The following is a 21,693-nucleotide window of genomic DNA, read 5'->3' as shown; positions in this document are numbered from 1 at the left end:
TGTGCGAGTAGGCGCAGCCTGTGTCACTGTTCGACTATATCGCCAGCATCACCATGCACCCCGGCCGCCGGCGCGGCACCGCTACCCCGAGGGAGCCGCCTGGCAGGAGGAAACCTGATGGCCTCACACGACACCACCGCCTTTCTCGATGACCTGGCTGGCCTGCTCGGCAAGCGTGGCCTTCTGCGCGACCCCGACGCCATGGCCCGCTATATCAGTGACTGGGCCGGCGACCGACTGGGCATGCCGCTGGCCGTGGCGCGCCCCGCCTCCACCGAGGAAGTCGCCGAGGTGGTAACCCTGTGCCGGCGGCACGGCATCCGCATGGTGCCCCAGGGCGGCCACACCGGCCTGGTAGCCGGCGCCCTGCCCGAGGCCGACGGCGGCGAGCTGGTGATCAGCCTCGAACGCCTGAACCGCATCCGCGAGATCGACCCGGTCAATTTCACCATGAGCGTGGACGCCGGCTGCGTGCTCGACACCGTCAAGCAGGCCGCCGCCGAGCACGACTGCGACTTCCCCCTCTCGCTCGGTGCCCAGGGCAGCTGCCAGATCGGCGGCAATATCGCCACCAACGCCGGCGGGCTCAATGTGCTGCGCCACGGCATGATGCGCCAGCTGGTGCTCGGCCTCGAGGTGGTACTGCCCGACGGCCGGATCTGGAACGGCCTCCACGCCCTGCACAAGGACAACCGCGGCTACGCCCTGGACCAGCTGCTGCTCGGCAGCGAGGGCACCCTGGGCATCGTGACCGGCGCGGTGCTCAGGCTCTGCCCCCGTCCCGAGCAGTCGCGCACCGCCCTGCTCGGCCTGCCGTCGGTGGAGGCGGTGGTCGCCCTCTACGGCCTGGCCCGGCGCGGCTGCAGCGACCTGCTCACCGCCTTCGAGCTGATCCCGCGACGCTGCATCGAGCTGGCCATGGAGGCCACGCCGTCGCTGCGCGACCCCATGGACGCCGCCCACCCCTGGTACGTGCTGATGGAGGTGGACGCCACCGGCCCGGTGGATCTCGACGCCATGGTCGAGCAGCTGGTGGAGAGGGGCCTGGAGGGCGGCCTGATCCTCGACGGCGTGCTGGCCGCCAGCGAGGCCCAGGCGCAGCAGCTGTGGCAGTTCCGCGAGAGCATGCTCGAGGGCCAGCGTCGCCGCGGCGAACACCTGCGCACCGACATCTCGGTGCCGATCTCGGCGATCCCCGCCTTCGTCGAGGCCGCCGGCCGGGCGGTCACGGCCGCCTCGCCCCACGCCGAGATCATCGCCTACGGCCATGTGGGCGACGGCAACCTGCACTTCAACGTCCTGCCACCCGCCGAGATGGCCGAGGCCGACAAGCGCGACCACCTGCATGACCTGGAGGAACGCATCTTCGCCGTACTCGACGACTTCGACGGCAGCATCAGCGCCGAGCACGGCATCGGCCGCACCAAGCAGGCCGCCTACCTGGCCCGCCTCTCCCCGGTGGAGCACGAGCTCGCCGAGGGCATCAAGGCACTGTTCGACCCCGAGGGGCTGATGAATCCCGGGCGCATCCTGCCGCCCCGCTGAGGACCGCCGGGAAAACGTCTTCCGGCGCTGGCGGCCGCCGCCTGCGGGGGTCTGGCGATTGTCGAATAGTACCAATAAGCAGTATCATGAAATCCATGAAACGAAAGCATGCCAAAACGCTTGCGGCTATCTTCAGCCGTCCGACACCAGGGTCGATTCCATGGAGCGATATCGAAGCCATGTTCAAGGCGCTTGGTGCGGAAGTCGAAGAGCGTGAAGGCTCGCGAATAGCGGTCGTACTGTTTGGTGAGGTTCGTGTCTTTCACCGGCCGCATCCGTCGCCAGATACGGATAAAGGAGCTGTTGCCAGCATCCGCAAGTGGTTGGAAGAGAATGGAGAAACACCATGAACAATATCATGATCATCGATGGCCACCGTGCCGTGATTCAATACGACCCCGACATCGAAATGTTTCGTGGTGAGTTCACTGGCCTCAATGGTGGAGCGGATTTCTACGCCGATAGCGTGGCCGCTCTACGCCAGGAAGGAGAAGCCTCACTTCGGGTTTTCCTGGAAACCTGTCGAGAACGAGGTATCGAGCCCCGCAAGTCCTATTCCGGCAAGTTTCAGGTCCGCCTGCCTCCTGAACTCCACGAAAGTGCCGTGGATGCGGCCATGGCAAGAGGGGAAAGCCTCAACCAGTTCGTCGCCCACGCGATCGAACACGAGCTTTCGGCCTGAGAGGGAGCAGATGCTGGCGCCTCACCGCCCGGGGCGCTCCAGGGCGGCGCGAGAACGGCCCTCCTCCGCGGCCGCCCCCTCCCGGGCCGCCACCTCGGGCGGACGGAGCCGGGTCTCCAGCCGGCGCTCGTAGAGGCCCTTGGCCACCAGGGTGCCCAACACCAGGCCGCCGCCGACGAAGGCCAGCGGCGCCGGCCGCTCGCCCAGCAGCCACCAGACCCAGAGCGTGCCCACCACCACCTCCAGCAACAGCAGCAGGCCGACCTCCGCCGCCGGCAGATAGAGCGGCCCGCGCTGGAGCAGGGTCACCCCGGCCGGCACGATGAACAGGCAGAGCAGCACCACCAGCAGCAGGCGGTCGGGCGGCGGCAGCGAAAGGCCGGTGGTCGAGGTCACCACCAGCCCGCCCCCCACCGCGACGATCAACCCCGAGAAGGTCAGCATGGGGCTCATGTCGATCCCCGGCCGGGTGCGGCAGAGGGTGAAGTTGATCGCCAGGGTGGTGGCGGCCATCAGCGCGAAGCCGTTGCCCACCCAGGAGCCGACGCCGGCGTCGTCGACCACGATCAGCGAGATGCCGACCATGCACGCCCCGATGGCCAGCCAGGTCCGCCGCGGCAGGCGCTCCTTGAGGAAGACCCGCGACAGCGCCGCGGCGATCAGCGGCGAGCCGGCCAGGATCATCAGCACGTTGCCGCCCTTGGTGTACTGATTGCCCAGCACGAAGCCGCAGGTGGTCAGGCCGAACAGCAGCGACACCGCGATGCCGGTCCAGCCGCAGCGCCGGTAGGCATGCCAGGTGCCCTGGCCATGCCGCGCCACCACGATCAGCAGGAATCCCAGCGCCGAGAGCAGGCCACGCCACATCAGGATCTCGGCGTCGGGCAGCCCCACCACCTTGATCAGCAGGGCATCGGGCGACATGATCAAGGCCCCGCCGCCGGTCAGCAGCAGCCCCTGCTGTCGGTACGAGAGCGCCCGGAATGCGTTCAAAGGGTCCTCCCCGGGTCGGCGGGCGGCACCGCCTCAGCGATCCCCCCGCTCCAGCACGCGGATGATCTCGGGCACCGCCAGCGCCTGGTCCTCGATGCCCGCGTAGAGGTCGCGCACGGCGCTGGCCACGCCGCGCGCCACGCCGAGCTCGTCGGTCATGGCATGATAGTAGCCGATGTCCTTGCTGGCATTGGCCACGCTGAAGCGGAAGCCGGAGGGGTCGCCGGCCTCGATGAAGGGGCGCAGCCGCTCGAACACCACGCCAGCGCCGCCCCCCTTGCCCAGCACGTCCAGCAGGGCGCCGTCGTCGATGCCGGCGCGCCGCGAGGCCACCGCCGCCTCGGCCAGCACCGCCGAGAAACCCAGCGACACATAGTTGTGCAGCAGCTTCAGGGTATGCCCGGCGCCCACCGCCCCGGCGTGGGTGATGTGTTCGGCGAAGCTCTCGAGCAGCGGGCGCAGCTCGGCGAAGAGCGCCTCCGGCGCCCCCACGATCAGGTTCAGTCGCCCCTCGGCCGCCTCCTTCGGGGTGCGGGTCATGGCCGCATCCATAAAGCGCCCCCCGGCCTCCTGTACCCGGGCCGCCACCCGTTCGGTCGAGCTGGGCAGCGCCGTGGAGCAGTCGATCACCACGCCGCCCTCGCCCAGCCCCTCCAGCACGCCGCCGGGCTCGAACAGCACCGCCTCGACCTGGGGCGAGCCGGTCACGCAGAGGATGATCACCTCGGCATCCTCGGCCACCTCGCGCCCCGAGGCCTTCGACACGGCACCGGCGGCCAGCAGGTCCTCCACCGGCTGGTTGCCGGGGTGGTCCAGGAAACAGAGACGGTGGCCGGCACCCAGGATGTTGCGAGCGATACCGTGGCCCATCAGGCCCACGCCGATCATGCCGACACGGCGGCTCCGCTCATTGGCAGGGTTCATCATTGACCTCCACTAGACAAGATAACGGTATAAATAGACGAGTCCCGGCACTCCAGCACCGGAAGGAATCAGGCGCCTCCTCGGCCGAGCGCCGCCACTTTTAGGGAAGCGCTGATTTATGTCGCGAGCGAAAGCGAAGAGAGGCTGGTCGCCGCCGGAGCGCAAGAACCGGAGTTTACGCGATGTTAAATGAGGATACTGAGCACCGCCGGCGGCCAGGATATCGAGCGCGGCAATAAATCAGGGTTTCCTTAGCTCAGCCATGGCGGATCGCCACCGTCTTGATACGGGTATAGCCTCTCAGCCCCTCGAAGCCCTTCTCGCGGCCGTGACCGGAACGGCCGACCCCGCCGAAGGGCAGCTCGATGCCACCGGCGGCGCCGTAGTTGTTGACGAACACCTGGCCACTGCGGATGCCCTTGGCCAGGCGCAGCTGCCGCCCGCCGTCACGGGTCCAGACCCCGGCACACAGGCCGAAGTCGGTGGCATTGGCCAGCGCCAGGGCCTCGGCCTCGTCGGCGAAGACCTGCACCGCCAGCACCGGGCCGAACAGCTCCTCATGCAGCACCTCGTGGCCGGCGGGGATATCGGCCAGCACCCGCGGCACCACGAAGTGCCCGCCGGCGGGCGCCGTGTCGGCCAGTAGGCCCCGGGCCGCCACCCGGATACCGTCGGCCTGGGCCCGCTCCAGCCGCGCCTCGAGCTGCGCCTTCTGGCGGGCATTGATCAGCGGGCCGCAGTCGGCGTCGGCCTCGCCGGCATCGCAGCGCAGCGCCGAGAAGCGCTCGGCGAGCCGCGCCAGCACCGCTTCGGCGCAGTCGCGCTGCACCAGCAGGCGGCTACCCGCGGAGCAGGTCTGGCCGGCGTTCTGGATGATGCCGCGCACCACCGCCTCCAGGGCCGTGTCCAGGTCGGCATCGGCGAACAGCAGCTGGGGCGACTTGCCGCCCAGTTCCATGGTCACCGGCACATGGTGCTCCGCCGCCGCCCGGGCGACCCGGGTGCCGGTCTCGGGCGAACCGGTGAAGGAGAGATGCTGGATCCCCGGGTGCGCCGCCAGCGCCGCCCCCGCCTCGCTGCCCAGGCCCGGCACCACGTTGAGCACGCCGGGCGGCAGGCCGTGCTCAACGGCCAGCTCGGCCAGGCGCAGCACGCTCAGGCAGGCATCCTCGGCGGGCTTGAGCACCACCGTATTGCCCGCCGCCAGCGCCGCCGCCACGCAGCGGCCGAAGATCTGCGCCGGGTAGTTCCAGGGAATGATCTGGGCGCAGACACCGTAGGGCTCGCGCAGGGTCATCACCGCGAAGTCGTTGTCGAAAGGGATCGTCTCGCCGTGCAGCTTGTCCGCCGCCCCGCCATAGAAGCGAAAATAGCGGGCGCAGGCGGCGATATCGCCGCGGGCCTGGGTCATCGGCTTGCCGGTGTCCGCGCACTCCAGGGCGGCGAGCCGGTCGTGATCGGCCTCGATGGCTGTGGCGAAGGCCAGCAACCACTCGCTGCGTCGGCGCGCGGGCCAGCTCGCCCAGTCGCCGAGCCGGCCGGCAAAGGCTCGGCCGGCGGCACCGACGGCGTCATCGACCTCCTCGGGCCGGCAGCGGGCGATGCGGGTGATGGACTCACCACATGACGGGGCCTCCACCTCCAGGGTCGCCTGGGTCGCGACCCACTCGCCGCCGATCAGTGCCTGGCTCGGCGGCATCTCGGGTAGGGATTGCATAGTGTCTTTCCTTGTCATTGTCATCAGTAGAGCAGGTCGACCAGCCCCAGCGAGATCCAGGGCATATAGGTGATCGCCATCAGACAGGCCAGGATCACCAGCACGAAGCGAAGCAGCCAGGGGAGCATCTGATCGATGGAGATCTTGGCCACCGCGCAGGCGGCGAAGAGATTGACGCCCAGCGGGGGCGTAATCATCCCCAGGGCCAGGTTGACCACCATCACGAGTCCGAAGTGCACCGGCTGGATACCGAACTGCATGGCGATGGGCGTGAGGATCGGCGCCAGCACCAGGATCGCCGCCGACGTCTCGATGAACATCCCCACCACCAGCAGCAGGCCGTTGACGGCCAGCAGGAAGGCCCAGGGGCTATCGAACACCGCGGTGACCCAGGCGGCGATCTCCCTGGGCAGGCCGGAGCGACTGATCAGGAAGCTGAACAGCGCCGCCGCGGCGATGATCAGCATCACCGCCGCGGTGGAGATCACGCTCTGGCGCAGGATCGGCCCCAGGTCGACGAGCCGCAGCTCGCGGTAGAGCAGCCCGCCCACCGCCAGGGCGTAGAAGACCGCCACCGCCGAGGCCTCGGTGGGGGTGAAGACGCCGCCGTAGATGCCGCCGATCACCACCACCGGCATCAGCATGGCGGCCCAGGCGCGCCGGAAGGCGACGGTAAACTGCGTCCGATCCTCACGGTCCTGCAGGCCGTAGCCGCGCACCTTGCAGAACAGGTAGAGGAACAGCAGCAAGGCCCCGGCGACCAGCACCCCGGGCCCGATGCCGGCGATGAACAGCTGGCCGATCGAGGTGTCGGTGCTGACCCCGAACAGGATCAGCGGGATCGACGGCGGGATCAGCACGCCGAGCTCCGCCGAGGAGGCCTGGATCGAGGCGGCCAGCGGACGCGGATAGCCGTGGTTGACCATCGCCGGGATCAGGATGGCGCCGATGGCGAAGGTGGTGGCCACGCTGGAGCCCGACACCGCGGCGAACATCATGCAGGTCAGCACGCAGGTCATCGCCAGGCCACCCTGCAGCCCCCCGACCAGCGACTTGGCGAGGTCCACCAGTCGCGCCGAGATGCCCCCGGCGGCCATCAGGTTACCGGCGAGGATGAAGAAGGGAATGGCCATCAGCGGGAAGTGATCGATGCCGATGAACACCTGCTGCGGCACCATCAGCAGCGGCAGGCGCGAGAAGAACTCGATGCCGATGATCGAGGCCAGCATGATCGAGATGGCGATGGGCACGCCCACCGCGAAGAGGATGATCAGCGAGAGGCCGATGACGAGGTTCATGGGCGGCCTCCCGGCTCATCAGTGAAAACGGCGTCGCCCTGCCCCATCGGCTGGGCCTCGCCATCGGGGGTGACGTCACTGTTCTCGGGGCCGAGTTGCTCCTGGCCCAGCGCCTGGGCGGCCAGCCGCGCCATCACCGCCAGCATGGCGAAGGCACTGCCCACGGGGATCGCAGCATAGGCCCAGGACATCGACACCTGCAGCGCCGAGAGGGTCTGGCCGCTGACGCGCAGTGTCATCTGGACGCCGTAGACCACCAGCACGCCCAGCACCAGCAGGCAGCAGGCGCCGACGGCGAACTCCAGGGCCAGCAGCCCACGCCGGGGGACCAGCTTGTAGATCAGCTCGACCGCCATCATGTAGCCACCGCGGAAGGTAGCGGCCGCCCCCATGAAGACACACCAGATCATGGTGGTGCGGGACAGCACCTCCGACCAGGTCGAGGGGGTGTTGAAGATGAAACGGGTCAGCACCTGATAGAAGCCCAGCGAGACCGACACGACCAGCATCGCCAGGGCGATCGTCATGGCCAGCCGGGTCGTCAGGTCTTCCAGGCGGAGAAACCGGGATACCATCGGGACGTCCTTTGTGGTGGTGGGGCACCCGGCCGGGCGGCCGGGTGCCGGGTCGGAGGATCAGCAGCTGCTGGCGCGGATGCGGTCGAGCATCTCGCTGCCGTACTGCTCGGTATAGATCTCGTAGGCGGGCTCGACGGCCTGCTGGAAGGGCGCCGTGTCGACGTCGGTCTTGACGGTCATGCCCTTCTCGCGCAGCAGCTCGATGCCCTCCTCCTCCAGGCGGGACACCTCCTCGCGGGTGGCCTCGGCGGAGGCGCGGGCGGCCTCGTTGAACCACTCGCGTTGCTCCTCGCTCAGCCCGTCCAGCAGGATCGGCGAGCCGAGCACGGCGGCCGGCGAGTAGACGTGGCCGGTCAGCGAGAGGTGGTCCTGCACTTCCCAGAAGTTGGTGGCCACGATCACCGTGATGGGGTTCTCCTGGCCATCCACGGTGCCCTGCTGCAGGGCGGTGAACAGCTCCGGGAAGGCCATCGGGGTGGGACTCGCGCCCAGCTGGCGGAAGGCCTCCTGGTGCACCTGGTTCTCCATGGTGCGCACCTTCAGCCCCTTGGCATCTTCGGGGGAGTTCACCTCGCGCTGGCTGTTGGTCAGGTGGCGAAAGCCATTCTCGGACCAGGCCAGGCCGACCAGCTCATGCTCGCCCATCTTGGCGAGCAGGTCCTGGCCAACCTCGCCATCGAGCACGCAGCGCGCCTGGCCGTAATCCTCGAACAGGAACGGCAGGTCGAGCACGTAAGTCTCGGGCACGAAATTGCCCAGCGGGCCGGTGGAGGTGATCACCACGTCCACCGTGCCGATCTGCAGGCCCTCGATCATGGCGCGCTCGCCGCCCAGGGAACCGGATGGGTGCTCGTTGACGATGAACTCGCCGTCGGACAGCCGCTCCAGGGTCTCCTTGAAGGCATCGGCCCCCACCGAGTAGTGGGAGCTGTCCGACAGGGTGTGGCCGAGGGTGACCTCGGTGGCGGCCTGGGCATTGAGGGCCGTCATGGCGAGTGCGGCGGTCGTGACACCGGTGATGGCCGTGGCCAGGGTACGGCGGGCAAAAGTGGCTTTCATTGTTGTCACCTCAGTTGGCATTGACACGCTTGGGAAGAATCCCGGGGTGCGTAGGCCCGGGATCAGGCACGTTCGTCCAGGAAGGCCTCGACGATCTCGTGGAAGTCCTTGTCGCTCTGGAAGCCCAGCCGGCGGGCTCGTTCATTGGTGAATCGCGCCGGCCAGCTGCCGACGATGGCCTCGATGCGCGCATCGGGCTCATGACGGACACGGGCCAGCGCCTCGCCGCCGGCCACCTCGCGCAACGCCTCGAGCATCTCGGCGACGCTCACGGTGATCCCCGGCAGCATGAAGGCCCGGAAGGGCCCCAGGGCCTCGCCGGGCACCTCGGCACCGTGGATCAGGGCGTCGACCACCCTGCCCGGCGACATCACGAACAGCTCCTGGTCGGTGGGCACCGGGCAGACGGCCTCCTCGCCGTTCAGCGGCTCGCGCAGGATGCTCGAGGCGAAGCTCGACGCCGCGGCATTGGGGCGGCCGGGGCGAATCACGATGGTCGGCAGGCGCAGCACCAGGCCATCGACCAGGCCGCGCCGGCTGTAGTCGTTGACCAGCAGCTCGCTCATGGCCTTCTGGGCGCCATAGGAGTTCTGGGGGTGCAGCGCGGTCATGTCGTCGAGCACGGCCGGCATCTCGCCGCCATAGGCCGCCACGGAGCTGGCCATGACCAGACGGGTCGCGGCGAGCCCGTGGGCGCGGCAGCCCTCGAGCAGTGCCCGGGTGGCGTCGAAGTTGACCCGCATGCCCAGGTCGAGGTCCGCCTCCGCCGCCGAGCTGACCACCGCCGCCAGGTGATAGATGACGTCGGGCCGGGCCTCCAGCACCGGGTCCAGCGCCCCGGGGGCGCTGATGTCCCGCGCCAGGGACACCACCTCGACGCCCTCCCGATCGATGGCGGGCGGCTCGGTCTGGTCGACCAGCGTCAGGCGGCGGATCGCGACGCCATTGAGCTCCCCGCGGTCGAGGAGTTGGTTCACGAGGCGCTGGCCGAGAAAGCCGGCCGCGCCGGTGATGACGATATGCATGGTGGTCTCGCTTCCTGTTGTCGTTGCTGTGTGCCGTAGCCTCCAGGACCAGCCCCCGCAGGGGAAGGACGCCACCCCTGGCGGCTCCCGCCCATGGGGTCTGACCCCGTGCCCGGCGAAAGCCGGCGACATCGGCCCTCCCCGGCGACCCCGCGTCCCGGGGGTCAGACCCCCGTGGGGGAAGGACGCCGACCCTGGCGGCTACCGTCTCCGGGGTCAGACCCCTGTGTGACTCAGCCCATACGCCCGCCCCCAGCCGAGCCCCTCGCGGGTGCCACCGGCCGGGCGGTACTCGCCGCCCACCCAGCCGTCGTAGCCCAGTGCCGCCAGGCGCTCGAAGATGGCCGGGTAATGGACCTCGCCGACATCCGGCTCGTGGCGCCCCGGCACCCCGGCGATCTGCACATGGCCGATCCGCGCGAACTGCCGCTCCAGGTGCCGGATCAGGTCGCCCTCCATGATCTGGCAGTGATAGAGGTCGAACTGCAGCCGCAGGTTGTCGGCCCCCACGGCTTCGAGCACCGCCATGGCATGCGTCTGGCGCGAGAGAAAGAAACCCGGCATGTCGCGCGTGTTGATCGGCTCGATCAGCACCTCGCGGCCGACCTTGGCCGCCTCGGCGGCGGCGAAGCGCAGGTTGTCGATATAGGTCGCCTGATGCGCCGCGCGGGTCGCGGCATCGGCCCCCGCCGGCAGCAGCCCGGCCATGGCATGCACCCGCGGGCAGCCCAGCACCTCGGCGTAGCGCAGCGCCTCCACCACCGAGTCACGGAATTCCGCCTCGCGGCCGGGCAGGCTGGCGAGGCCCCGCTCGCCCGCCGCCCAGTCGCCGGGCGGCAGATTGAACAGCACCTGCTCGAGGCCGGCATCATCCAGCGCCGCCCGCAGGGTCTCGGGGGCATGGGCGTAGGGAAACAGGTACTCGACCCCGCGGAAGCCGGCATCGGCCGCGGCCGCGAAGCGATCGAGGAAGTCGTGTTCGGTGAACAGCATGCTGAGGTTGGCGGCCAGTCGAATCATCGTCGGGTCCTGTTCGAATGGGGGTCAGTCGCGCGGGAAACGCGCCTCGAGTTCGGCGACCTGCTCGGGGGTCAGGGTGCGCGGGTTCTGGCCGCGCAGCAGCAGGTAGAGCCTGGCGGTCTCCTCGAGCTCCTCGGTGGCGTAGACCGCCGCTTCCAGCGACTTGCCGGCGACCACCGGGCCGTGGTTGGCCAGCAGCACCGCGCTGTGCTGGCCGGCCAGGCCGCGCACCGCATCGCCGAGGCTCGGGTCGCCGGGCACGTGGTAGGGCACCAGCGGCAGCCGGCCGACCCGCATCACGTAGTAGGCGGTCAGCGGCGGGATGCAGTCGCAGGGGTCGACCTCGGGCAGGCAGGAGACGGCGACGGAGTGGGTCGAGTGCAGGTGCACGATCGCCCCGGACTGCGGCCGCTGCTCGTACATCGCCGTGTGCAGGAAGCTCTCCTTGGTCGGCTTGTCGCCGGCGAGCAGTCGCCCGTCGCGGTCGAGGCGCGAGATGCGCGCCGGATCGAGCCGCCCCAGGCAGGCATTGGTCGGCGTCATCAGCCAGCCGCCGTCGCCGGTGCGCACGCTGATGTTGCCGCTGGAGCCCATGGTCAGGCCGCGGTCGAACAGCGACTGGCCCAGGGTCGCGATCTGTTCGCGCAGGGCGTTCTCGTCATGCATGCTCATGGCGTCTCCTCCGTTGGCAGCACCTCGAAGGCCCGGGTGAAGAAGTCCTCGCCGCCGAAGTTGCCGGACTTGAGCGCCAGCGACAGCGGCGCCGCTCGTCCCGGCAGCGGCGTCTGGGTCCAGGGCACGCCGGGGTCGATCTGCTCGCCGATGCGCAGCTGGCGGATGCCGAGCGCCGAGACCACCGCCCCGGAGCTCTCGCCGCCGGCCACCACCAGCCGCCCCACGCCCTCGTCCACCAGGGTGGCGGCCAGTTGGCCCAGCGCCTCCTCCACCAGGCGACCGGCGCGTTCCACGCCCAGCGCCGCCTGGGCCGCCTCGACCCGCTGCGGATCGGCGGAGGCGTAGACCAGCACCGGCCCGCCGGCATCGAGCCGCTCCCGGGCGAAGGCCAGGGCCGCCGCCAGGTGATCGTCGCCCTCGGCCAGCGCCAGCGGGTCCAGGGCGAAGCCGGGATGACGCTCGAGGAAGTGCCGCACCTGGCCGAGGGTCGCCCGGGAACAGCTGCCCGACAGCACCAGGGCGCGGCCCGAGGCCGGCGCCAGGCGGCCGGGCTCGGCCACCTCGGCCAGCCAGCCGCGGCGGCGGTACTGCGCGGGCAGCGCCTGGCCCAGGCCGGAGCCCCCGGTGACCAGCGGCATGTCCACCACCGCCTCGGCCAGCACCTCGAGGTCCGCTTCGTCCAGGGTGTCGCAGATCACATGGCGCACCCCCTGCTCCGCCAGCGCGTCGAGATGCCGGCGGGTCGCCTCAGCGCCACGGGACAGCACCGGTCGCGCCGCCAGCCCCACCGGGTGGGGGGTCTGGCGCGACAGCACCCGCACCAGGTCGGCATCGCGCATGGGGTTGAGCGGATGATCCTGCATGCCGCTGTCGTTGAGCAGCCGGTCGCCGACGAAGAGATGGCCCTGGTAGACGGTGCGGCCGTTGACCGGGAAGGCCGGCACCATCACCGTCTGGCTTGCCCCCAGTCGCTCGATCAACGCATCGCTGACCGGGCCGATATTGCCGGCATCGGTGGAGTCGAAGGTCGAGCAGTACTTGAAGAAGAGCTGCCGGGCGCCACGGGCCTGCAGCCACTCCAGCGCCGCCAGCGAATCGGCCACCGCCTGCTCCGCCGGGACGGAGCGCGACTTCAGCGCCACCACGATGGCGTCGACGTTTGCCAGCAGCTCGGCGTCCCGGGGCGACTGGGCGGCATCGGGCACGCCGATCGTCTGCACGCAGCGCATGCCGCCGCGCACCAGATTGTTGGCGAGGTCGGTGGCCCCGGTGAAGTCATCGGCGATGGCGCCGAGCACGATGGCCATGGTCATGCCCCTCCGTCGTCGTTGGCCGCCTCGGGCAGGGTGATGCCGGAGAGCCGCTGGTAGACCTTGATCACCGCCGCGTCGTCCTCGCGACCGAAGCCGGCGCCCTTGGCCGCGGTGAACTGCTGCAGGGCACTGGCGGTCACCGGGGTCGGCATGGCCAGCTCGCGGCCGGTGTCGTGGACGATGTTGAGGTCCTTGACGAAGATGTCGACGGCGGACAGCGGCGTGTAGTCGCCCTTGAGGATGTGCGGCACCCGGTTCTCGAACATCCAGGAGTTGCCCGCCGAATGGGTGATCACCTCATAGACGGTGTCCGGATCCAGCCCCATGCGGATGCCCAGCGCCATGGCTTCCGCCGCGGTGGCGATATGCACGCCGGCCAGCAGCTGGTTGACCAGCTTCATGCTCGAGCCGATGCCGGCCTCGTCACCCAGGCGATAGACGGTGGCGGCCATGGCGTCGAGGGCCGGGGCGGCCTTGTCGAAGGCAGCCGGGGTGCCCGAGGCCATCACCGACAGCTGCCCGGCCCGCGCCTTGGCGGCCCCGCCGCTGATCGGTGCATCGAGCATCTCGAGCCCGGCCTCGGCCAGCCGCTGACCGAACCGGCGCGCGATGCTGGGCGCCACCGTGGCGCACTGCAGGACCACGCCGCCCGGCGCGAGGGCGCCCACCAGGCCCTGGTCCCCGAACAGCACCTGCTCGACCTGATCGGCATTGACGACCACCAGGAGCACGATGTCGCAGTGCGCGGCCAGTTCCGCGGGGGTGGCGGCACAGCGCCCCCCCTCGGCCTCGAAGGCGTTGCGCGCCTGGGCAGACACATCACAGCCCGTCACCGCCAGGCCCTGCTCGAGCAGCGCGGTGGCCGTGCCCCTGCCCATGGCCCCTAGACCGATGACCCCGATGCGGGGCGTGCTTGCGGAAATGTCGCTCACCTGTCGATCTCCCGATGGTCGTGTGATACGTGGTGTCCAATGATTCGTCATGGTAGCGCTGTCATGTTAGCGCTAACATAGTTCTAAACGAGAGACTTCCCAGCAGCAAGCCCAGTGTGCAAGGATAAGACCAATGTCTAACCAACCCAACACCAGGACGCGGCGCCGTCGTGGCTCGGCCCAGCCGACCCTGAAGGAGGTCGCCGAGGCGGCGGGCGTTTCCTCCATCACCGCCTCACGTGCCCTGAACACGCCCGAGCGGGTCAGCGAGGCCGCCCGCGCCCGGGTGCTGCAGGCCGTGGAGCGGCTCGGCTATGTGCCCAACCTGGTGGCCGGCAGCCTGGCGTCGGCCAGCTCCCGCTTCATCGCAGTGATCGTGCCGTCGCTGGCCAACGCGGTCTTCATCGAGGTGATCCACGGGCTGCAGGAGACCTTCGAGGCCCAGGGCTACCAGATCCTGCTCGGCAACACCGACTACGACCCCCAGCGGGAGTACCAGCTGATCCGCACCTTCTTCGGCTGGTCCTGCTCGGCGCTGGTGACCGCCGGGCTGCGCCACAGCGGGCCCTGCCGCACCCTGCTCGAGGGCTGGGAGCAACCGATCATGGAGGTGATGGAACTGGGCCAGGCGCTGGATCTCAACGTCGGCCTCGACCATCGCGACGCCGGCCGCTGCATGGCCCGCCACCTGCTCGAACGCGGCCACCGCGCCATCGTCTACGTCGGCGCCGGCATGGCCGACGACTACCGCGCCGGGTTGCGCTATGACGGCCATCGCGAGGTCCTCGAGGGCCAGGGGCTCGCCGCCCCCTGCCTGGACATCGGCCGGCCGGGCGGGCTCGACGCCGGCGCCCGGGGGCTGGACCTCGCCCTCGAGCACCATCCCGGCATCGCCGCCATCCACTTCGCCAACGACGACCTGGCCACCGGCGCCCTCCTCCACGCCCAGCGCCGTGGCCTGCAGGTGCCCGGGCAGATCGCCATCGCCGGCTTCAACGGCCTGCCGCTGGGTCAGCACGTCACCCCGCGGCTGACCACCATCCAGTCCCCGCGCCACACCATCGGCCGGCTGGCCGCCGAGGAGGTGCTGCGCCGCCTCGCCGGCAAGGCGGTGCGCCGGCGCCAGCACGATGTCGGCTTCACCCTGCTCGAGGGCGAGAGCACTTGAGCCAGAGCACCTGAGCCCATAACGTACGACGCCGCGGAAGATCCGCGGCGTCGTGTCGATCCTGGCTGCTGGGGCGGTGTCTCAGGCCGTGGCCTCGTGCAGGGTTGCCCCCACGGCATCAGCCAGGCGGTGCATCGTGTCGATGGACAGGGTGTGATCGACCAGGAACATCAGGCTGGTCTCGCCGAGCCGGCGCGCCACCGGCAGCCGCTCGGCGGGCCGGTAGTCGGTCCCGTCGAAGGCGCGCTCCAGGTAGATCTCGCCGCAGCCGCCGTGGAGGCAGGTCACTCCCCGGGCCTCGATCGCCGCGATGATGGCATCGCGATCCCAGCCCGGAGCCAGCGCCCTGGGGTCCAGAAAGGCATGGAACTTGTAGAAGGCGTGCCCCGCCTCGGGTGGCGGCAACGGCACCCGCAGTCCCGGCAGGCCAGCGAGCCGCTCGGCCAGCACCGCGGCGTTCTCGCGCCGCCGCGCCAGCCAGCCCGGCAGCTTGCGCAGCTGCACCCGGCCGATCGCGGACTGCATCTCGGTGAGTCGCCAGTTGGTGCCGAAACTCTCGTGCAGCCAGCGAAAGCCCGGCGGGTGCTCGGCGTGTACCGCCTCCCAGGACTTGCCATGGTCCTTGTAGCTCCAGGCGCGCTGCCAGGCTTTCTCGTCACGCAGCAGCAGCATGCCGCCCTCGCCGCCGGTGGAGATGATCTTGTCGGTGCAGAAGGAGAAGGCCGCGGCATCGCCGACGCTGCCCACGAGGCGGCCGCGCCAGGTGGCGCCATGGGCCTGGGCGCAGTCCTCGATCAACCACAGGCCGCCCTCGTCGGCCAGCGCCCTCAGCGCATCCAGGTCGCAGGGCCAGCCGGCCAGGTGCACGGCGATGATCGCCCGGGTACGCGGCGTGAGCACCGCGCGCACGCTCTCGGCGGTCAGGTTGCCGGAATCGGGATCGACATCGGCGAACACCGGCCGCGCGCCCCGGGCCACCACGCAGGAGACCGAGGCCATGAAGCTGCGCGGCGTCACCACCACCTCGTCGCCGGGGCCGACGCCCAGGGCCAACAGCGCCAGCTCCAGGGCCAGGGTACCGTTGGACAGCACGACGGCATGGGGCACGTCGTGGAAGGCGGCGAACTCCCGCTCGAAGGAGATCCCCTCCTCGCCGCTCCAGTAGTTGACCCACCCGGAGCGCAGCACCCGGCTCACCGCCGCCAGCTCGTCCTCCTCGAAACGCGGCCACTCGCTCATCGACTTCTCCTGACGACGATTACACGATCTCGAGCATCACAGGTCGCTGGCATCGTCGAGCGAGCCGGCCACGTCGCCGGGCAGGGTGACGGAGGGCAGCAGCAGCGAGATCACGTTGTTCCAGCGGGCCAGCGGTGCGGCCGTCACATAGACCACATCCTGGGGTTCCAGCGGGAAGCGGGTGCCCAGCATCAGCCGCGTCGCATCGCTGATGTCGAGCTGGTAGACGGTAGCGAGTTTCTCGCTTCCCGGCGGCTTCCCACGGACGACGAAGATGCCGGAAGGCTGGGCACGGCTCTCGTTGACGCCACCCGCCCGAGCCAGGGCATCGGTCAAGGTGATGCGCTCATTCCCCAGGGGAAGCGCGCCCGGACGCAGCACCTGGCCCAGCACCACAACGTTCTGGTTCTCGGTACTGGGAACATGCACGACATCACCGTCGCGGAGCAGGCGATTCTCGGTCAGGTCTCCCTGGCGCAGCATGGCATAGAGGGAAATACGCTCTTCCCGGCCATCCCGGTTGAGGACCACGTTATGCCAATCGGCATTGTCCGAGGCACCCCCGGCTTGACTGATCGCATCGATCACGGTCAACGGTTCGATAGTGATCGGCAAGGTTCCGGGCATCTCCACGGCGCCGCTGACGTAGACCTTCTGCGAACGGAAGGCCGCCACGTTCACCTCGACCTGTGGGTCGGCGATCACCTCCGAGAGGCGCCGCGTGATCAGGCCACGCAGCTCCTCCAGCGTCATGCCCGCCACACGCACGCGCCCGACATAGGGGTAGAACATGGAGCCATCGGGGCGAATACGGTTGCCGGCCTCGGCGGCCGGACGATCTGCGCCCGCCGGTATCGTCAGCTCCGGGTGGTCGTAGACGATCACGCTGACCACATCCCCGGGGCCCAGGAGATAGTCGTAATTCTCGAGTTCCTGCCGCAGTGGCATCGGTGTAGGACGCGACAGGGGCTCCACGGCCTCCACCTGCATCTGCCCCACCAGCGCCGGGGTGATCGGCTGGATATCCACCCGGGAGTCCAGCGACTCCTCGAGCTTGCCCTCGTCGATGTGGCCACCCGGCGCAAAGGCGCAACCGCCGATGATCGCGAATGCCACCAGCAGCGAGCAAAGCCGGGCAAGGCGCCACGCCCCTGCCGGGCTACCTCCCCCCTCATCATCTGCAGTTCCCCCGTACCCGGATAACTCGGCTTGCTGAAGCATCTTCCCATCCCCCCTGCTGTCCCCGGGACACACAACCGCCCGCGATCTCGCTGGCAGTCAACCGAGGACCTGATCGCTCCCATCGCATCTTCATGAGCCAAGGAGCCACGGATATCGCCGGGCTGCCCGTTTCGAACTCGTCACGAAGATACCGACTGAATTGTTATGAGGCCGAACTGGCTGATACATTCAGCTTACATAGTTACAGAAAGGACACATTCTGATTCTGGTAGGGAGCGCCAGCTGAGAAGATTCATGGAAAAACACCACGTCATATCGTCTTTCTAGTGTCAGGAAGATGAGAGACGCCATACTGCAGCTCCATCAACGACTGAGCCCGCCAGCGGCGGGCTCATGAAGGGCCAGGGAAAACGCTGGATAGCTTGTTCGCCGAAAAAGGCGCCGAGGCCGCCCCTATGGGGTCAGACCCCAGCCAAATCGCGAAGCCCGTCATGGTGCGTCTTGCGAGCGGATTCGACGCCGCCGGGGTCTGACCCCATAGGGACCTGCAGCGCTGGCAGCCTGCCACCCATCCATGTCCAACGCATTGATAATGCTGAAATATTTCTGGGGATGCCTGAGGGTCTACCCTCCGGGCTGTCGAGGTCGCCATGGAGAGCCCGTGTCGACCAGGCACATCGAAATCAGGACGCCGCGCCCACCGGGGCAAACAGCAGCGCCAGGTCCTCCTCGTCGAACAGCGGGCCGTCGGTGCCGCGCTCAGCGCTGCCTTCCAGGATGGAGGTGGCCAGGTCGGCCTTGCGGGCCTGCAGGTCGACGATGCGTTCCTCCACCGTGCCGGCGCACACCAGCTTGTAGACGAACACCGGGTTCCGCTGGCCCAGGCGATGGGCACGCCCCGTCGCCTGGGCTTCCACGGCAGGATTCCACCAGGGGTCGTAGTGGATCACGGTATCCGCGGCGGTCAGGTTTAGCCCCACGCCGCCGGCGCGCAGGCTGATCAGGAACACCGGCACCTCGCCCTGCTGGAAGGCCGCCACGCGCTCGGTGCGCACCTTGCCCGGGGTGTCACCGGTGAGCGTGGCATAGGGGATACCGTCACGCACCAGCGCCTTGCCGATCAGGCCCAGCATCTCGGTGAACTGGGAGAACACCAGGATGCGCCGGCCCTCCTCGATCAGTGGCGGCAACAGCTCGCGCAGCTGGTCGAGCTTGGCCGAGCGCCGCACCCGCTGGGCACTGTCCAGCTTGACCAGGCGCGGGTCGCAGCACACCTGGCGCAGCTTGAGCAGGGCGTCGAGCATCACGATACCGGAGGCCGCCAGGCCGCGCTCGGCAATGGCCTGCTGGACCCGCTGATGCTGCGCCAGGCGCAGGGTCTCGTAGAGCTCGCGCTGGGCGCCGGGCAGGGTGATCTCCCGGCGGTTCTCTATCTTCTCGGGCAGCTCGGTGAGCACCTCCTGCTTGGTCCGCCGCAGCATCAGCGGCGCGATGCGCCGGGAAAGGCGCTGGCGGACCGCCACATCGCCCTCCTTCTCGATCGGCGTGCGGAAGTGCTGGCCGAACCACTGCTGGCTACCCAGGACACCCGGCGCCACGGCGTCGAGCTGGGCCCAGAGCTCGCCCAGGTGGTTCTCCAGCGGCGTGCCGGTCATGGCCAGCGTGCGGTGGGCCTCGAGGGCCCGCACCGCCTGGGCGGTCTGGCTGGCAGCGTTCTTGACCGCCTGGGCCTCGTCCAGCACCAGCAGCCCGAAGGCCTGCTCGCTCAGGCGCTCGACGTCGCGAATCAGCAGCGGATAGGTGGTCACCACCAGGTCGGCCTCGGCGAGCCTCTCGGCCATCTGCCGCTGGCGCTCGGCCTTGCCACCCTGCAGGGCTAGCACTCGCAGGCCGGGCGCGAAGCGCGCCGCCTCGGCACACCAGTTGCCGACCAGGCTGGTGGGCGCCACCACCAGGGTCGGCGACGTCAGGGCGCCCCGCTGCCGTTCGTCCAGCACATGGGCCAGCACCTGGATGGTCTTGCCCAGGCCCATGTCGTCGGCCAGGATGCCGCCGCTGGGCAGCTCGGACAGGAAGCGCAGCCACGCCAGGCCATGCGCCTGGTAATCGCGCAATTGGCCGGTGAATCCCTTCGGCGCGGGCAGCCGGGCGGGCAGCGCCTTGAGGCGGTGCACCAGGTCGGTCATCCCCTCACGCCCCTGCCACCGTTCCCGCGTCGCCAGCGGCTCCAGCCCCTGGGCGGCGGTGACCGGCAACCGCAGGGCGCCCGCCTCGGCATCGCCGAGCCAGTCCAGGATGGGGGTCATCAGGCCTCGCAACCGGGCCAGGGGCAGCACCAGCTCTCGCTGGTCGTCCAGCGCCAGCGTATAGGTGGCGTCATCGGGCTCGTCGTCGGGCACCTCCAGGGGAAAGTCGGGATCCTGCAGCAGCTGCTGCAGGATCGGCAGGAGGTCGAGGCGCTCGCCTTCCACCTCGATATCCAGGCCCAGCTCGAACCAGCCGTTACCCGCCGGGGCCAGCTCACCATGCCAGGCGTCCGGCGTCAGCCGTCGCGGTTCCTCGGGGAAGTCGGCAGCGAAGGTCACCCGGCAGCCGGCCTGGCGCAGCCGGTGGATCATCGGCCACCACGCCTCCGGGGCCGCCAGGTGTGTGAACCATTGCGCCGCCGTCTCGGGGGGAGCGCCGTCGAGCGGCAGCAGCAGCGTCCACGGCGGCAACTCGAGATCGGGCGCCGCCTCCAGCTCGACGAGTCGCTCCAGGGACACCATGCCGGAGGGCAGCGAACGCACCAGGGCGCGCTCCGCCTCGGCATCACGGCTAACGGTAACCTGCTGGCCGCGATGGAAGACGCGCGCCTGCTCCCCCTCCTCCGGCGCCACGCTCACCCCGTCGTAGTCGAAGGTCACCACGCCGGCGCCCACCGAGCGGATGCGGCCATACCAGGCGTGGGCGCGAACATCCACCACCTCCATGTGAACGCACAGCCCGGGCGTCACCCCCGCCAGCGTCGTCTCCTCCACCACCACCGGGGGCGGCAGTTGGTCGGCCAGGGGGGAGCCCTGCAGGCGCTCCGCCAGCCAGTCGCTCATCTCGGGGGTCACCTCCGGGGCGGAGCGCAGCCGTTGCAGCAACCGCAGGTTGCCCTCCAGCGGGCCCAACAGGCCATGCTCAGGATCGAGGTAACACAGGCCCCGCCCCGCCTTGACGATCTTGGCCTCGGAGGAGCAGGTGCCTTCGGGCAGGAGCGCCGCATGGAGCCGCTGGACACCGCCGTCATCGGCCTGCCAGGCGGGCGCCGCCCGACAGCCAGGCCCCATCGCCAGCGCCGTGCCGGTCTGCTTGCGGTAATACAGCAGCGGCGGCTCGGCCGCTTCCAGCAACTCCCACAGCGCGCGGACCTGGTAGGGGTGCACCAGCGACGTCCAGCCGCGCTGCAGCGAGGGCAGGTAGGCGTCCCTGGGCTCGCCCTGGAGCAGCAGCGTCAGCCGCTCCTCCAGCGCGACCGGCCAGCCGTCCGCCGGCGCCGGCGACAGCTCGCCCGTATCGTGCAGCGCGATGGTCTGGGGCCTGACCCAGGCGCGTGACGCCTTCTGCTTGCGGGACGCCTGGCGCGAGGGGCGCAGCCACACCGCCTGCACCTTCAGGGCCGGCAGACCGATATCGGGCGTGATATCGAGGAAGAGCCCCAGACGGTGCCGATCGTCCACCGTCTCCTGGGCGGAGGAGCCAGGCGCCTCGCACCACGCCAGCCACCGGGACCAGGTCTTCTCCAGTTCCGACAGGGCCGGGTCCTGCGCGGAATCGCCGCCTTGCGCAGGCGCCCCCAGCGCCTTCATCCGGTTCAGGAAGGCATCGATCAGGGCCACGGCATGCTTGCACTGCGATGCCACCGGACAGCTGCAGTCCGCGATGACCCCCAGGTTGGCACGGTCCGGGTAGATCGCCACGTGGGTACCATAGGGTTGCCGCCCCCGCCCGGCCACCTCGCCATGCAGCATCAACAGCGTGTCGTCCTGTTCGGCCTCCAGGTGCTCCCCCACCCGCCCCTCGTGGGAGTAGACCAAGCCCCTCACCAGCGACTGATCATCGAACGAATCCTGCCACGCCAGCCTGCGCAGCACCTCATACAGCCGATACGCCGCCTGTTGCGAAACCTGCTCCAGCACTCGCCTCTCCTGTACCCGTTACGCACTATCCATGGCCATTCACCCTGACCCGGTAGGGGTAAATAACATTGACCCACCGCGATGTCGAGGCCAACGCCGGGCGGCCCCAAGCCCCGGAGGCCAGACCCCGGCGGTGGCGCACCCGCTCGCCAAGTGCACCATCGCGGGCCGATGACT

18 protein-coding genes are annotated in these 21,693 nt (G+C 69.5%); 4 read left to right on the top strand and 14 right to left on the bottom strand.

Features of this window, described 5'->3' with window-relative positions; all coding sequences use genetic code 11:
- Positions 1-117 precede the first annotated feature (117 nt).
- From MKP05_RS06290 to MKP05_RS06280, 3 genes are all read left to right on the top strand, one after another.
- On the top strand, positions 118-1,545 hold the full coding sequence (locus MKP05_RS06290; RefSeq protein ID WP_240567499.1) for an FAD-binding oxidoreductase: 1,428 nt from the start codon (positions 118-120) through the stop codon (positions 1,543-1,545).
- 86 nt (positions 1,546-1,631) lie between these two features.
- Positions 1,632-1,895, top strand: a complete 264-nt coding sequence (locus MKP05_RS06285) for a type II toxin-antitoxin system HicA family toxin (RefSeq protein ID WP_240567498.1) — start codon at positions 1,632-1,634, stop codon at positions 1,893-1,895.
- Positions 1,892-2,227 carry a type II toxin-antitoxin system HicB family antitoxin gene (locus MKP05_RS06280; RefSeq protein ID WP_240567497.1) on the top strand — a complete coding sequence of 112 codons (336 nt, stop codon included), beginning with the start codon at positions 1,892-1,894 and terminating at the stop codon, positions 2,225-2,227. The genes MKP05_RS06285 and MKP05_RS06280 overlap by 4 nt, the downstream gene beginning before the upstream one ends.
- A gap of 21 nt (positions 2,228-2,248) precedes the next feature.
- Here the strand turns inward: MKP05_RS06280 and MKP05_RS06275 are convergent, their stop codons facing one another.
- The 11 genes from MKP05_RS06275 to ltnD all read right to left on the bottom strand — a co-directional run bounded on the left by MKP05_RS06275 (position 2,249) and on the right by ltnD (position 13,761).
- A complete protein-coding gene (locus tag MKP05_RS06275; protein WP_240567496.1) occupies positions 2,249-3,220 on the bottom strand; it encodes a DMT family transporter in 972 nt (323 codons plus the stop codon).
- 33 nt (positions 3,221-3,253) lie between these two features.
- Complete coding sequence (locus MKP05_RS06270; protein WP_240567495.1) at positions 3,254-4,144, bottom strand: NAD(P)-dependent oxidoreductase; 891 nt, start codon at positions 4,142-4,144, stop codon at positions 3,254-3,256.
- A gap of 256 nt (positions 4,145-4,400) precedes the next feature.
- A complete protein-coding gene (locus MKP05_RS06265; protein WP_240567494.1) occupies positions 4,401-5,861 on the bottom strand; it encodes an aldehyde dehydrogenase family protein in 1,461 nt (486 codons plus the stop codon).
- A gap of 23 nt (positions 5,862-5,884) precedes the next feature.
- Positions 5,885-7,159, bottom strand: a complete 1,275-nt coding sequence (locus MKP05_RS06260) for a TRAP transporter large permease (protein WP_240567493.1) — start codon at positions 7,157-7,159, stop codon at positions 5,885-5,887.
- Positions 7,156-7,734, bottom strand: coding sequence for a TRAP transporter small permease (locus MKP05_RS06255; protein ID WP_240567492.1), 579 nt, complete (start codon positions 7,732-7,734; stop codon positions 7,156-7,158). The genes MKP05_RS06260 and MKP05_RS06255 overlap by 4 nt, the downstream gene beginning before the upstream one ends.
- Before the next feature lie 60 nt (positions 7,735-7,794).
- Entirely contained in the window at positions 7,795-8,796 is a 1,002-nt protein-coding gene (locus MKP05_RS06250) for a TRAP transporter substrate-binding protein (RefSeq protein ID WP_240567491.1), read from the bottom strand.
- A gap of 62 nt (positions 8,797-8,858) precedes the next feature.
- Entirely contained in the window at positions 8,859-9,821 is a 963-nt protein-coding gene (denD, locus tag MKP05_RS06245; protein WP_240567490.1) for a D-erythronate dehydrogenase, read from the bottom strand.
- 216 nt (positions 9,822-10,037) lie between these two features.
- Positions 10,038-10,841 carry a 2-oxo-tetronate isomerase gene (gene otnI, locus MKP05_RS06240; RefSeq protein WP_240567489.1) on the bottom strand — a complete coding sequence of 268 codons (804 nt, stop codon included), beginning with the start codon at positions 10,839-10,841 and terminating at the stop codon, positions 10,038-10,040.
- Positions 10,842-10,865: 24 nt separating this feature from the next.
- Positions 10,866-11,513 carry a 3-oxo-tetronate 4-phosphate decarboxylase gene (otnC, locus tag MKP05_RS06235; protein ID WP_240567488.1) on the bottom strand — a complete coding sequence of 216 codons (648 nt, stop codon included), beginning with the start codon at positions 11,511-11,513 and terminating at the stop codon, positions 10,866-10,868.
- Positions 11,510-12,823 (bottom strand): 3-oxo-tetronate kinase, encoded by a 1,314-nt coding sequence (otnK, locus tag MKP05_RS06230; RefSeq protein WP_240567684.1) that lies wholly within the window; start codon positions 12,821-12,823, stop codon positions 11,510-11,512. Before otnK ends, otnC begins: the two co-directional genes overlap by 4 nt.
- 2 nt (positions 12,824-12,825) lie before the next feature.
- Entirely contained in the window at positions 12,826-13,761 is a 936-nt protein-coding gene (gene ltnD, locus MKP05_RS06225; protein ID WP_338072340.1) for an L-threonate dehydrogenase, read from the bottom strand.
- 133 nt (positions 13,762-13,894) lie between these two features.
- Here ltnD and MKP05_RS06220 point away from each other — a divergent pair, with 133 nt between their 5' ends.
- Positions 13,895-14,929: a LacI family DNA-binding transcriptional regulator gene (locus tag MKP05_RS06220; RefSeq protein ID WP_240567487.1), complete on the top strand. Its 1,035-nt coding sequence runs from the start codon at positions 13,895-13,897 to the stop codon at positions 14,927-14,929.
- 81 nt (positions 14,930-15,010) lie between these two features.
- Here MKP05_RS06220 and MKP05_RS06215 read toward each other — a convergent pair whose 3' ends face one another.
- The 3 genes from MKP05_RS06215 to MKP05_RS06205 all read right to left on the bottom strand — a co-directional run bounded on the left by MKP05_RS06215 (position 15,011) and on the right by MKP05_RS06205 (position 21,516).
- Positions 15,011-16,168 (bottom strand): DegT/DnrJ/EryC1/StrS family aminotransferase, encoded by a 1,158-nt coding sequence (locus MKP05_RS06215; protein ID WP_240567486.1) that lies wholly within the window; start codon positions 16,166-16,168, stop codon positions 15,011-15,013.
- 36 nt (positions 16,169-16,204) lie between these two features.
- Positions 16,205-17,290 carry a polysaccharide export protein gene (locus MKP05_RS06210; RefSeq protein ID WP_276316541.1) on the bottom strand — a complete coding sequence of 362 codons (1,086 nt, stop codon included), beginning with the start codon at positions 17,288-17,290 and terminating at the stop codon, positions 16,205-16,207.
- 743 nt (positions 17,291-18,033) lie between these two features.
- Entirely contained in the window at positions 18,034-21,516 is a 3,483-nt protein-coding gene (locus tag MKP05_RS06205; protein ID WP_240567484.1) for an SNF2-related protein, read from the bottom strand.
- Positions 21,517-21,693: the final 177 nt, after the last annotated feature.

Source organism: Halomonas flagellata (genome assembly GCF_022487945.1).
Lineage (GTDB): Bacteria > Pseudomonadota > Gammaproteobacteria > Pseudomonadales > Halomonadaceae > Halomonas > Halomonas flagellata.
This window is presented reverse-complemented; position numbering and strand designations above follow the sequence as displayed.

Bases quoted from the DNA above. Each gene is read 5' to 3' on its own strand.
- MKP05_RS06215 (WP_240567486.1), bottom strand. From the start codon at position 16,168: ATGAGCGAGTGGCCGCGTTTCGAGGAGGACGAGCTGGCGGCGGTGAGC.
- MKP05_RS06270 (WP_240567495.1), bottom strand. From the start codon at position 4,144: ATGAACCCTGCCAATGAGCGGAGCCGCCGTGTCGGCATGATCGGCGTG.
- otnC (WP_240567488.1), bottom strand. From the start codon at position 11,513: ATGAGCATGCATGACGAGAACGCCCTGCGCGAACAGATCGCGACCCTG.
- MKP05_RS06255 (WP_240567492.1), bottom strand. From the start codon at position 7,734: ATGGTATCCCGGTTTCTCCGCCTGGAAGACCTGACGACCCGGCTGGCC.
- MKP05_RS06285 (WP_240567498.1), top strand. From the start codon at position 1,632: ATGAAATCCATGAAACGAAAGCATGCCAAAACGCTTGCGGCTATCTTC.
- MKP05_RS06220 (WP_240567487.1), top strand. From the start codon at position 13,895: ATGTCTAACCAACCCAACACCAGGACGCGGCGCCGTCGTGGCTCGGCC.
- MKP05_RS06260 (WP_240567493.1), bottom strand. From the start codon at position 7,159: ATGAACCTCGTCATCGGCCTCTCGCTGATCATCCTCTTCGCGGTGGGC.
- otnK (WP_240567684.1), bottom strand. From the start codon at position 12,823: ATGGCCATCGTGCTCGGCGCCATCGCCGATGACTTCACCGGGGCCACC.
- denD (WP_240567490.1), bottom strand. From the start codon at position 9,821: ATGCATATCGTCATCACCGGCGCGGCCGGCTTTCTCGGCCAGCGCCTC.
- MKP05_RS06250 (WP_240567491.1), bottom strand. From the start codon at position 8,796: ATGAAAGCCACTTTTGCCCGCCGTACCCTGGCCACGGCCATCACCGGT.
- MKP05_RS06265 (WP_240567494.1), bottom strand. From the start codon at position 5,861: ATGCAATCCCTACCCGAGATGCCGCCGAGCCAGGCACTGATCGGCGGC.
- MKP05_RS06280 (WP_240567497.1), top strand. From the start codon at position 1,892: ATGAACAATATCATGATCATCGATGGCCACCGTGCCGTGATTCAATAC.
- otnI (WP_240567489.1), bottom strand. From the start codon at position 10,841: ATGATTCGACTGGCCGCCAACCTCAGCATGCTGTTCACCGAACACGAC.
- MKP05_RS06290 (WP_240567499.1), top strand. From the start codon at position 118: ATGGCCTCACACGACACCACCGCCTTTCTCGATGACCTGGCTGGCCTG.